The 12,356-nt window shown below is 49.3% G+C and carries 11 protein-coding genes; 1 reads left to right on the top strand and 10 read right to left on the bottom strand.

What is annotated here, in order from left to right:
• Window positions 1–36: 36 nt before the first annotated feature.
• From JT719_RS12670 to JT719_RS12635, 8 genes are all read right to left on the bottom strand, one after another.
• Complete coding sequence (locus JT719_RS12670) at window positions 37–924, bottom strand: class I SAM-dependent methyltransferase (RefSeq protein WP_207433704.1); 888 nt, start codon at window positions 922–924, stop codon at window positions 37–39.
• A 1-nt stretch (window position 925) separates the two neighbouring features.
• The gene (gene mnmG, locus JT719_RS12665; RefSeq protein WP_207433703.1) at window positions 926–2,788 is read right to left on the bottom strand and encodes a tRNA uridine-5-carboxymethylaminomethyl(34) synthesis enzyme MnmG; all 1,863 of its coding nucleotides are present in this window, start codon (window positions 2,786–2,788) and stop codon (window positions 926–928) included.
• Window positions 2,789–2,858: 70 nt separating this feature from the next.
• Window positions 2,859–3,290 (bottom strand): rRNA maturation RNase YbeY, encoded by a 432-nt coding sequence (gene ybeY, locus JT719_RS12660; RefSeq protein WP_205501136.1) that lies wholly within the window; start codon window positions 3,288–3,290, stop codon window positions 2,859–2,861.
• Complete coding sequence (locus JT719_RS12655; RefSeq protein WP_205501138.1) at window positions 3,271–3,690, bottom strand: ATP-binding protein; 420 nt, start codon at window positions 3,688–3,690, stop codon at window positions 3,271–3,273. The genes ybeY and JT719_RS12655 overlap by 20 nt, the downstream gene beginning before the upstream one ends.
• Before the next feature lie 33 nt (window positions 3,691–3,723).
• Entirely contained in the window at window positions 3,724–7,014 is a 3,291-nt protein-coding gene (locus tag JT719_RS12650; protein ID WP_242693235.1) for a DUF4175 family protein, read from the bottom strand.
• 401 nt (window positions 7,015–7,415) lie between these two features.
• Window positions 7,416–8,195, bottom strand: coding sequence for an exodeoxyribonuclease III (locus tag JT719_RS12645; protein WP_207433701.1), 780 nt, complete (start codon window positions 8,193–8,195; stop codon window positions 7,416–7,418).
• Window positions 8,192–8,536, bottom strand: coding sequence for a hypothetical protein (locus JT719_RS12640; RefSeq protein ID WP_205501145.1), 345 nt, complete (start codon window positions 8,534–8,536; stop codon window positions 8,192–8,194). The genes JT719_RS12645 and JT719_RS12640 overlap by 4 nt, the downstream gene beginning before the upstream one ends.
• 236 nt (window positions 8,537–8,772) lie before the next feature.
• Window positions 8,773–9,129 carry a carboxymuconolactone decarboxylase family protein gene (locus tag JT719_RS12635; RefSeq protein ID WP_205501147.1) on the bottom strand — a complete coding sequence of 119 codons (357 nt, stop codon included), beginning with the start codon at window positions 9,127–9,129 and terminating at the stop codon, window positions 8,773–8,775.
• 71 nt (window positions 9,130–9,200) lie between these two features.
• Between JT719_RS12635 and JT719_RS12630 the strand changes: the two genes are divergently transcribed.
• Complete coding sequence (locus JT719_RS12630) at window positions 9,201–9,914, top strand: ComF family protein (protein WP_242693234.1); 714 nt, start codon at window positions 9,201–9,203, stop codon at window positions 9,912–9,914.
• A gap of 68 nt (window positions 9,915–9,982) precedes the next feature.
• Here JT719_RS12630 and gldJ read toward each other — a convergent pair whose 3' ends face one another.
• Together gldJ and JT719_RS12620 are read right to left on the bottom strand one after the other, a co-directional pair.
• Entirely contained in the window at window positions 9,983–11,170 is a 1,188-nt protein-coding gene (gene gldJ, locus JT719_RS12625) for a gliding motility lipoprotein GldJ (protein ID WP_207433700.1), read from the bottom strand.
• Window positions 11,171–11,244: 74 nt separating this feature from the next.
• Window positions 11,245–12,321 (bottom strand): PorP/SprF family type IX secretion system membrane protein, encoded by a 1,077-nt coding sequence (locus JT719_RS12620; RefSeq protein ID WP_207433699.1) that lies wholly within the window; start codon window positions 12,319–12,321, stop codon window positions 11,245–11,247.
• Between the last annotated feature and the right edge of the window lie 35 nt (window positions 12,322–12,356).

Genomic DNA, 12,356 nt, shown 5'->3' with positions numbered 1-12,356 from the left:
GTCAAACTATAAGGTCATTACTCTTAGTGTATCGGTTTAATTTTTCCTTGCTATGAAGATCTGACTGGAATAGGAATTATCATTTTGTGAGCCGTGGAGGTTAGACCTGAAACCCGTATAGAACGAGTCCAGCATCTTGGTTTGCCCGTGCTTGTACTTCTCACTCAGGATGCTCACGTAATAGGCGTCCCATTTCATGGGCAACACTTCTTTCAGCTGCAGGCGGTGTTTTTTCAAAAGCCGCTGCATGCTGGCTTTGTTGAAGTGGTACAGATGCCGCGGTACGTCATAGGCGGCCCAATCTGCTCCGTACTTCTTAGCGTCGTAGGAATCGGCGTTGGGGACGGCTATGACCACGTGGCCGCCGGTTTTGGTAGCGTTTACCAGTGCCTTGAGCGTTTCATTGAGGGTATGCACATGCTCCAGCACGTGCCACATGGTAATCACGTCAAAGCTCTCCACCCCTAATTCTTCCAGCGAACCCTGGTACAAAGGCTTCCCGATTTTCTCTTCGGTCTGCTTGCGGGCTACTTCGTTGGGCTCAAAGCCTTCCACTTGCCAGCCATCTTTCTGGCATGCCTGCAGGAAATACCCTACTCCGCTACCATAGTCCAGGATTTTGCCTTTGCTGCCCAGGCGGTTCACCAGTTCCACTTTGTTCTTTACCGCCATGGATCTGACCAAACGGTAGGTTTTGTTCAGCAGGCCTTTGCTGGTATCTGAATGGGAAATGTACGCCTCGGAAGCATAGTACGGGCCTATGCTTCCTTCATCCGGGCGCGGGTTGGTGAACTTGAGCTGGCAGTGGGTGCACTGCACAATCACGAAGCTCTCCTGGCTTACGCTCTTGTCTTGTACTACTAGAAAATTTTTAAACTCTGTTTTGGAACAAATGGGGCAATGGTCTAGCCGTTCGTAGCTCATTCTATTTTCCTAAGTATACCATCAGGATGGAGATATCTGCGGGAGATACGCCACTGATGCGCGATGCTTGTCCTAATGTTTCTGGCTGGATTTTCAGCAATTTCTCGCGGGCTTCATTGGAAAGCGCCGTGATGGCTTTGTAGTCCAACCGGTCTTTGATGCGGTAATTTTCCAGTTCCTCCATCTTAGAGGCCATCTGGTGTTCTTTCTCAATATAGCTGGCGTACTTCAGCAAGATAACCGCTTGCTCTAAACTTTCCGGCAAATATTTGCTCAGGTACAGCTTCAGGCTTTCAGATGACTCCAGTAAGTGCTCCAGTTCCACGTTGGGGCGCTTCAAAAGATTGCCGGCTTTGGCCCGCTCGCTGATAGGCGCTGAGTCTAAAGAAAGCAACGTTGCATTCACTTCTTCCGGCTCTATTCCTTTCTGCTGCAGGTACGTCAAGACTTCCTGCGTTTCCTGTTTCTTGCGGTTCACTTTCTGCAGACGCTCCTCAGAAGCCAGACCCAGTTGGTAGCCTTTCTCAGTAAGACGAAGATCGGCGTTGTCTTGGCGGAGTAAGATGCGGTGTTCGGCGCGTGAGGTGAACATGCGGTATGGTTCGTTTGTACCCTTGTTTACCAAATCATCAATCAAAACGCCAATGTACGCCTCTGATCTTTTCAAGACGAACGGCTCTGCGTTATGCACCTTGTTGTGGGCGTTAATTCCCGCCATAAGGCCTTGGCAAGCGGCTTCCTCGTATCCGGTGGTACCGTTGATCTGCCCTGCAAAGTAGAGGTTTTCCACCAGCTTGGTTTCCAACGTCAGGTTCAATTGGGTTGGTGGGAAGAAGTCATATTCAATAGCGTAACCGGGGCGGAACATCTTGGCGTTCTCAAATCCGGGGATTTCTCGCAGGGCTTTGAACTGCACATCTTCCGGCAATGAGCTGGAGAAACCATTCACGTAAACCTCCACGGTGCTCCACCCTTCCGGTTCCACGAAGATCTGGTGACGGTCGCGTTCCGCGAAGCGGTTGATCTTGTCTTCAATGGATGGGCAGTAGCGCGGGCCCAATCCTTGGATTCTTCCCTGGAACATAGGCGATTTCTCAAACCCGGTTTTCAGGATTTCGTGAACTTTGGAGTTGGTGTACGTGATGTAGCAGCTCCGCTGATTCGTGAGCGCCGGCGTATCGGTGTAAGAGAACTTAGACGGATTCTCATCTCCCTTCTGCTCTTCCATGGCTTCATAGTTCAGGCTACGGCCATCTACGCGGGGAGGCGTTCCGGTTTTCATACGGCCGGCTTCAAAGCCCAACTGCACCAATTGTTCCGTAATGCCTTTCGCAGATTTTTCGGCGGCTCTGCCGCCGCCCAATTTTTTCTCCCCAATATGGATGATGCCGTTCAGGAAGGTTCCGTTGGTCAAGACTACGGCTTTGGCTCTGATCTCAATGCCCAGGCTGGTCTTCACGCCTACGGCTCTTCCCTCTTCCACCAAAATCTCTGACACCATTTCCTGCCAGAAATCAATATTAGGCGTTTGCTCCAGGGCCATTCTCCATTCCTCAGCGAAACGCATGCGATCACTTTGGGCACGGGGACTCCACATGGCCGGACCTTTGGACATGTTCAGCATCCGGAACTGGATCATGGTTTTGTCCGTAATGATACCGCTCATGCCACCCAGGGCATCAACTTCTCTTACGATCTGCCCTTTGGCCACGCCACCCATGGCAGGGTTGCATGACATCTGAGCAATGGTGTTCATGTTCATGGTTACGAGCAATACCTTCGATCCCATGGTGGCGGCCGCATGTGCTGCTTCACATCCGGCATGGCCCGCCCCTACTACTATTACATCATAACTTGTGAACATAGTGTGGATTAATGTGGTGTTTCACGTGAAACATTGTTGATAAGTGAGGTAAAACTACAGAAACTAGTGTTTACAACTGCAGGAGTTTTAGACACTCATTTTCTTTGGAACGCATCAAAGCTTGTTTTTCAGGTGTTTTGTCTTCAAAACCAAGCAAATGGAGCAACCCATGTGCCATTACCCTGTGAAGCTCCTCTTCGGGGGTAATGTTGAAAGTTGCCGCGTTATCCACGATCCGGTCAATACTAATAAAAACATCACCTTCAATAACTCCTTCAAAGTCGGAATTATCAAAGGTGATGACATCAGTGAGCGTATCATGCTCCAGGTATTCTACATTCATCTGATGAAGATATTCATCGGAACAAAAAATGTAGTTTAAAGATTCTAATTCGAAGTCATAATTCGAAATTATTTGTGAAAGCCACGCTTTGACTTTCGCTTCGTTCTTTACCTCAAAGTCTACCTCCTCGGTAAAGAACTCAATGGGTAGTTCCTGCATTCTCTATATTAAAAGTTAAAGAGACGGTACGACCATCATTGCTGAAGGTAACGTCGTCGCACAAGTTGCGCATTAAGAAGATGCCGCGGCCGCCGGGGTTCTCCAGGTTCTCAGGAGCGGTGGGGTCTGTCAAAGATTCTGGGTCAAAACCGTTGCCTTCATCCTGCACTTCAAACCGGAGCTTGTTGGGTTCTACAAAAAGAGAAAGATAAACATTCTTATCCTTATCAAACTTGTTGCCGTGTCTGATGGCGTTGTTCACAGATTCCGTCACGGCAACCATGATATTACCATAGATGTCATCTTCAATCTGGAATTTCTCACGGGAGTTGTCAATGAAGCTCTCCACGATTCTGATATTCTCAATGATAGAAGGAATCTGAATTTTTACTTGATTCATAATATGTTTACTATATCTGAAATGTCTGCAAATCTAATAACCTAATCGCTTAAAATAAGCATCTACTTGCTTTTTATAATAAGGTGTTAAAGCAGGTAGGTTCTGACGAAGCGTTTCGGTCTGCTGTTTCTGGCGTTCCTGGTACTTCTGAAGCGATGGCGGGATGCGGGCGGGCAATTCCCTGGCGGTATTTGCCTCTCTTTTCTCGTCCAAATCACGTTCATTGGCGGCCTTTTCTGCCTGCAGCAGACGCGTCAGAATCTCTTTCTGGCGCATCATGGTCTGCTCCGTAAGACGTTTATTAACGAGATCAGTTTCGGTTTGTTCCATCAGTTTGCTCAAATTACTGAGTTTCTCCCCTCCTTCTTTCCCGCCGGGCTGGGTGGGCGAAGGCGCCAGTTCTTTCATGGCGTTGCGGAGCATTTCCTGCTGGGCTGCCAAACGGGCCAACGACTCAGAGAGTTCTTTGCCGCTCTGGCCGCTTTTCTGGAGCTGCTGGATCTGTTCATTCAGTTGCTGTTGCATCTGGCCCAAGGCTCCCGGCTGGTTTTTGCCGTTCTTGCCTTTGCCTTTCTTCTTACCCGGGCCGCTCTGCTGCATGGCCATCATGGCCTGCTGCATCTGCTGCTGCACATCGCTCAACATCAGGGCCAGGTTGTTCATGGAAGTCATGGCCATTTGCTGGTGCGTGCCGGTTTTAGACAGGTTGCGGTCTTTGATAGACTCAGAGCTTTTGTTCATCTCCTCCTCCATGGTGCCCACCTCCCGCGTCACGAACGACTGTATCTGCGGCACGCGTTTGGCCAGCGAGAGCAAACTGTCTTCAATGATCTTGGCGTCATCTGAGAGTTTCACCTGCTGCTGGGCCAGGCCAATGAAGCGAGGGTCGCTCTGCTGCACATTCCGGAAGTCTTTCATGAGCTTCTCCTGGTCAAATGAAAGCGTTACCAAGTTCTCCAGAATGTCGCGGAGGTGGTCCAGGTTCTGCTGGGCTTGCTGCATGTCGCCTTCCATTTCCTGGCTTTCCATCTGCTGAGACATCTGCTGCATTTTCTGGGCCGCCGATTTCTGCTGCTGACTGGCTTTCTTGTTCTGGCCTTTCTGCATAGACTCCTGAGCATTCTCCTGTTCCTGCTCTATCTGCTCTTCCAATTTCTCGGTGTCAGGCATGTCTTCAGGGTTCTCCAGTTGCTCGTTCATCTTTTCGGTTTCCTTCAGGTCTTCCTGCATCTGCTTGAATTCTTCCTGAAGGTTTTTCTGCTCCTGCTGTAGGCTTTGGTCTGGCTTGTTGTTCTGCTCGCCGGTTTTGTTGGCCAGGTCTTCCTGTTTCTTGGCTAGTTCATCCAGTTTTTGCTTGGCGTCTTCCAGTTTCTGTTCCACCTGCAGTTGCTTGAACATCTCCAGCAGGCGGTCTAATTCTTTCTGCAGGTTTTCTTCTTTGTTGTTCAGTTTGTCCAGAAGCGGCTGAATCTGCTCGGGCCGAGGCTGCTTTTGCTCCAAGAGTTTCTCCAGTTGCTCATAAAGCTTCTTGGTTTCCTCATCCAGCAGCTGATCCATCATCTTCTTGAGCTGATCGCGTTTTTCGGCTAGTTTCTCGTTTTCGGGCGAAAAACGCTCCTGCTGTTGGTTCAGCTGATCGTTCATCTTCTGAAGCTCGGCCAGTTCTTCCTGCAGGGCTTTTTTCTTCTCGGCCAGCTCCTGCAGTGCTTTTTTGTCCTGGTAAGACAGTTCTTTCTTCAGCTTGGTCTTCTCTTCGTTCTGCTCCAGTGATTTCTGCAGTTCCTCGGCTTTGGTGAGCGAAGACTTCATCTGAGACTGCACTTGCTTAGACGTTTCCTCAATGGATTTCTGCAATTCCGCCGGGTCTGGGTATTTGAAAATGAAGGTGGAGGTGCGGGCGCTCTTCGGTTGCGGCACCTGGTCGTTGTCGGTGACCTGCACGTAGTACTCCAGCTTATCGCCGGGCTGCAGGTTGAACGGTTTCAGGTTCAGCTGCCGGAAATACGATTGCGTAGCCAGGTTGCCGCTGAACGGAATAGCCACGGCTTTGTAATCGCTGGTGGCTTTGTTGCCTTTGAGCACACGATAATGCAGCGCCAGACGGCTGAAGCCATAGTCATCTGAGATGGTTCCTCCCACCACCAGGTACGAGTACAGCACCGAGTCACGGAACTGCTCCAGGGTAATCTCCGGAGCTCGGTCTGGGATCACAGTAATCTGGTGCGAGATCTGCTCTTTGTTTTCGGCATAGCGGTTCTTGAGGTGCATGCTGTATTGCTGGCTCTGCAGGAATGTCTTGCGCACCACGTATTCCTCGTCCTCGGTTTGGGCTTTCACAGTCTGGGCCGGCGCATCGAACTTGAGCCACAGTGAATCGGCGTTGTCCGCAGCCAGGCGCCAGGTCACCTGGGTGCCTTCCGGAATGGTGAGATCACCGGTGTTGTCCAGCGTTTCGGCGGGCTTTTTGGTATAAGCGGGGTATTTCAGCTCAGCTTTTAACTGCCGAAGCATAGGCCGGGCCACCACCGATAAATGGTTTTCCTCCGAGAAAAAGCCTGCGCCGGTGAGCTGGAAATCCACGGATTCCTGCACTTGCTGGAAATCGTGTACGTAGGTCTGCTCGTCCAGCTTTTTCAAAGGAATAACCCTACCATCAATCACCAGAGACACTTCCTCAGGCACGGAGCTGCCTTCAATGTTCACCTTCAGTTGGAAATCCTCGCCTTTGAATGCCTGCAAATTCGGGTTCTGAATCACGAACTGGAACGGCGCTTTGGGCGCGTAATGCCGCTTGAAGTGGATGATCCGCTCGGTACCCTGCACAAAAAGCGTAGGGTAAATGAACGCCAGCACCAATACCAGCGCTAAGGGTAGCAGCACATATTTGAAGTAAGATCGGTTCTGGGTGAGCTTAATCCGTTCCGGGAAGTGGTAACCGGCTAGTTCCTCGGAGCGCTGCTCCACACTGGCGGCCACCAGGTCATTGTTCATCGCCACATTCTTCAACTGCAGCAAATTCAGCAATCGATCCTGGATCTCGGGGAAATAATGCGACACCTGCACGGCGGCCTGTTCATCTGACAGGAGCTTCTTGAGGTTGGTCAACGCCATGAGCGGCGTCCATAACCAACGAGCCACGGCAAACGCACTGATGGCTAGAAACGAGAACAGCAGAAACGCCCTTACCCCTGGCTGAAAGTAAAAGAAGTACTCCAGAATGGTGATGAGCAGGAAAGAAGACAGTACTAACCCCAGGGAAAGTAATGCGCCTTTGACCAACAGGTTCAGGTAAAATTTGCGCTTAAACGCCTGAAGCTGCTGCAAAACTGAGTCTAAAGAACCGGCAGCCCGCATAGTAAAACGTAGAATTAGAAAGGTAGCCCAGAAACGATGCAAAAGAGAGAAGAATTCTCAGCTGTTTCCTTTGATTACATACGTAATTGATCAGTAGAGTATTAACTCTTTTACTTACTAATTTATTGTTTATTCTTTGATTTGGAACCTACCAGTGCGGTTTTTGGTAAGTTTTCGGGAAATCGGCCTCAAAATGGAAGAGGTGGCCGTTGGGATTGTCCAATGCAGAGCACGGGCTGGGTTCCTTTCCTCTAAATAGGCCTTGAAGAAAGCTTGGTAGTAGGAACCAGACCGCTCTAAAACAAAAATGCGTTTTGAGCCTGCTTTCTTCAAAACAGTCCCAAAACGCACTCTTGTAAAATGAGGGTAATCTATGCCTCTGCTTCTACCGGGTGCATCTCCAGCAGCACCGGGCAGTGGTCTGAGTGCTTGGCCTCCGAGAGGATAGCTGCCCGTTTCATGTAGGGCTTCAGGTGCTCAGATACTAACAGGTAATCGATACGCCAACCCAGGTTCTTGGACCGCACGTTGGCGCGGTAACTCCACCAGGTATACTGGTGCGGCTCGGGGTTGAAGTGGCGGAATGAATCTATGTAGCCGTCCTGCAGAAAACTGCTGAACCAGTTGCGCTCCTCGGGCAGGAAACCTGAGCTGTTCGCGTTCGATTTAGGGTTGTGGATATCAATGGCCTGGTGGCAGATGTTGTAGTCGCCGCAAATGACCAAACCGGGCACTGTAGCCTTTAAACCCTGAATGTACTGTTGAAAATCGCGGAGCCATTCCATCTTGAATGCCTGGCGATGTTCCCCGCTGGAGCCCGATGGCATGTACACATTCAACACTGAGTAGCCGTCATAATCGGCCCGGATTAAGCGTCCCTCCTGGTCATACTGCTCTATACCGCAGCCGATGCACACGTTTTTGGGCTCCTTTTTGGAAAGGATAGCTACTCCGCTGTAGCCCTTCTTCACCGCCGGGTGGATGTACACGTGGTAGCCCAGTTCCTCAAAGCAGGCTTTGTCAAACTTGGTCTCATCGGCTTTGATTTCCTGCAGGCAGAGCACATCGGGGTTGGCGGCTTTTACCCAATCCAAAAAGCCTTTGGAGATAGCAGATCGGATTCCGTTTACGTTATAGCTAATGATTTTCATCTGTTCATTTGGTCAAAATACTCCAGTGCGTGCCACTTGAGCATGCGTTCCTGTTCCTTAAGATTGCATGCCGGCAGCGGCTTCACCGATTTCCAGTGTGGCCAGCCCTCCTGATCCAGACCCTCCAACTCATAGTACCCTGATAAGCTCAGCAGCTTGCAGGTGGCAATGTGCATGAGGTCCTGCTTTTCTTCTTTGGTGAACTCCCTAACTCCCTGCCCTAGTTCCTGCACACCAATCAAAAAAAGAATGGCGTTCAGATCGGGCTTTTTCCCAAACATCTTTTTGATGTTCTGCCGGAGTTCGGCCCACCGTACATCAAAATCTTCTTCGTTCTCCATTTAAGTAGGTGTTGATAAGTGCAGCTTAACAGAAGTGGATTACTCTACTTTTTCCACTGACTTTGAAGAGTGTTTTTGGCCTGTTTTCCTTTAAAAAGCCTTAGAATGCAGCTTTAAAGTAAGATTTCACATAAAAGCACTTTCTGATTTCTGAAGGCGATTGATTGAGAAATCCACACGAAAAGCAAATTGGTTTTAAGAGCGTTTACCGGAAAATAGGCCTAAAACAAAACGCCTTATTGCTGCGCTTGCTGCTCAGTTTTCAGTTCTTCCCAGTACTCCACAGCTCTGCGGAAATGCGGAATCACGATGGAACCACCAATCAAATTCGCGATGGCAAAAACCTCGTATACTTCTTCATCTGAGAGGCCGCACTCAAAGCATTTGCCCAGGTGGTATTTGATGCAGTCATCGCAGCGAAGCACCATAGAACAGGCAAGGCCCAGCATCTCTTTGGTCTTCACATCCAGGGCACCTTCAGCGTAGGCATTGGTGTCAAGGTTGAAAAAGCGCTTGATCACTTTATTGTCCGCCTCCATGATCTTCTCGTTCATGCGGGTGCGGTAGTCGTTGAATTCTTTTATTAAGCTCATTGTTGTGTTGAATTAAATTTGGGTGATGTTAGCCCGTATGCAAAGTTACATCAAATAAACGGCAAGTATTTATGTTGCAGCTGCAGACAGAGTTCCGGATGCTCTACCATGACTTCCTGGCCTTGCTATTTCCGGAGGAATGCCGGGCCTGTGCCGGCGAACTAGCCATAGGCGAAGAGGTCATCTGCAGTCATTGCCGCATCAAACTACCCTATACCAATTTCCACCTCTCCCCTACTGACAACCCTTTGCATCGGGTTTTCTGGGGCCGGGTTCCGGTACAACTAGCGGTGGCGTACCTCAAGTTCCAGGAGAAAGGACGCGTGCAGCGTCTCCTGCACCAACTCAAATACAAAGGACAGGAAGAGGTAGGTGAAACCTTAGGCCGATGGTTTGGCAATTCTCTCAAAAGCCAGGAAGCTTTTCAGGAAGTAGAAGTGGTAGTGCCCGTTCCTTTGCACCGAAGTAAACTCAGGCAAAGAGGCTACAACCAGGTAGAAGGGTTTGCCCGAGCCATTGCTGAGGCGTTAACTGTTCCTTTGTCTACCGAAGCCTTGCAGAAGAACAAAAGCCAGGGCACCCAAACCACCAAGAACCGACAGGCCCGCTGGGAGGCCATGAAGCAATTGTATGCAATCGGTCAGGTGAAGGAAATAGCGGGTAAGCATGTGCTGCTGGTAGACGATGTAATTACCACCGGTGCCACGCTGGAGGCCTGTGCTGATCTGCTGCTCAAGAATGGCGCCCGGGCGGTAAGTGTTGCTTCTATTGCCTACACATTATAATAGGTACATAAAACAAAGAAGGCCGGTGTAAACCGGCCTTCTTTGTTTTATCCTTAAGATGTAAATTCTTATTTGTTGGAACCAGTGTTGATCATGGCGCAACGGAAACCGATGGTTGAAGTAGCAGAATCCTGCTCCATGTAACGACGGGTACCTGGAGACAACCAGTACGCTACGTCTTTCCAGGAACCACCTTTGTACACGCGAACGGTGTTGGTGATCAGAGACTGGAAGCCAGCTACGTCATAGTTGGTAGTGTCATCCATTACCCCATTTCTACGAACTGGGTTCAGGTCTTCCACGTCCTGGAAGGAAAGCGGACGGTATACGTCTTGCACCCACTCGTTCACGTTACCAGCCATGTTGTACAGACCGAAATCATTTGGCGGATAAGCGTACACGTACTCTGTGATCATCGCACCGTCGTTCAAAGAACCAGCAATACCGGCATAGTCACCGCGGCCACGCTTGAAGTTAGCCAGGAACTGGCCTTGGCCTTTGCCGTATGGGTTACGCACCTGGTGACCATCCCATGGGTAGATACGCTTGTTGGTTTGGTTTTCTTCTTCGCTCAACTGCGTTCCAATCAAAGCCTGGGCAGCGTATTCCCACTCAGCCTCTGTGGGGAGACGGTAGTTGGGAAGAATAGCGCCAGACTCAATAGGAGGAGTTGTGCCTTCCGGAAGATCTCCGTCATAGTTAGCCGCCAGGTTTTTGTTTACCATAGCAGTTCTCCAGGTACAATAATCCTGCGCCTGTAACCAGCTCACCCCTACCACTGGGTAGTAACGGAAACCTGGGTAGCGCAAATAGTAGTTTACGTAAGGGTCGTTGAAAGATAATTCACGCTCCCAAACGGTAGTATCTGGCAACGCCTTAGCGTAGATTTCTTCAGAAGAGTCTTTCCGGATGTAGTGCAGGTACTCCAGCCAGTGAATGTTGGCCACCTCAGCTTCATCCATGTAGAAAGACGCCACCGTTACGGTACGCTCAATGTTGTCACGGGTCATTGCCACATCTTCTTCAGAAGAACCAAGGGTTGTTCTACCCCCTTCAATGAATACCAGGCCGGGTCCTTCAGGTACGTCAGAATAGTCCGCTACAGCAAAGCCTCCTTCTTCATCATCATAGGCAATCCCAGTGGCAGTACTATTCTTCCCGGGGTCTTGACTAGTGGGACGTTTGTTCTTGGAGCAGGAGGAGAAAACAATTGCTCCTGCGGCCAACACGTACAGTAAATGTTTAGACAGTTTCATAAAATCGGTAAATACCTAGTAAAATTGTATTCTTTTGGACAAATGTGGCTTTTAACACGCAATAATATAGAAAATTAAAACGCAGGGCAAGCAATCCGATTGTATTTTTTGTCGTAGCCTGACCTTTTGAAAATCTTCAAGTAATCCACTTTCTCAAAGGAAAGAACCAACTCGTGCGAAGGACCCAAAGCAACCGGATTAGATGCCAGCGGATGCCGGTACCCGTAACCTACTTTAAATCCTTTATGCGTAACGCCAACTATCCCCTGAATAGTACTTGCCAGTGGCGTATTTTTTGTGCCCGGTAGCATTGTCATTCCAAGACCCATGGTAACGGGAGTAATGTTTGCGTAAATAGTTGCATCTAAGCGGTTAAAGGTGCGTTGATGCGTATACGAAAGAGTTGGAATAAAGCTGATTTCTTCAAAGTGATTTTTATCAAAATGGCTTCTCACGTAAAACTTATATCCGGTCTGTAATTGAAAGCCTGGAGACACAGTACTGGAAGCCACCTCCCCCACGGTTGGACTATTTAAATGATGTCCTGACACACCCAGCCAGAATTGTGAAGTGAAAAGCATCAAGCCTGCAGACACAGTTACATAAGAGGTTTTATCCAAATTGAAAGTCTCTGCGGTTGGGTTGTTCACCAATCCATCTGAGCCTAACTGGTCCTCAAATACCAACCCGTAGGCAGAAGGTTTCTGCGAGCCGTAGCCAACCTGTATTCCGGCGCTTAGATCCAGTTTTTCTCTTAGTTTGGTATGATAGGCGTAAAGCGCCCCTACCTGTAATTTCTGGTAACCACCGGCTGGGGCTTTGTCATTTAAGAGGGTAGCACCTAGGGCATTCTTGTTTTCCCTAAACCGGTACTCGCCGCTTCCCCATTGGGTACTGAATCCGTTTTGTACACCCGTCCATTGAGACCTATGCCCAAGGGTCACACTGTAATCAGACAATAAACCGGTAAATGCGGGGTTAAGAAAGAGACGGTGCGCATACGGCATGGTGCTGCCTGTTTCCTGGGCAAATCCTGTAAAAGGGACAAAAAGCAAGAATGCACCGGCCCCAAAAAGCCAGCGTTTACCTACAAGGGTTGAGCTGAATAGGCGGCATATTAATTGCGGTACTCTACAAGAGAGTATATTCATTTGAAAATACCTAAACTTACAAGCTGAAAACACAT

This window comes from Sabulibacter ruber (assembly GCF_017355955.1).
In the GTDB taxonomy this organism is placed as follows: domain Bacteria; phylum Bacteroidota; class Bacteroidia; order Cytophagales; family Hymenobacteraceae; genus Nibribacter; species Nibribacter ruber_A.
This window is presented reverse-complemented; position numbering and strand designations above follow the sequence as displayed.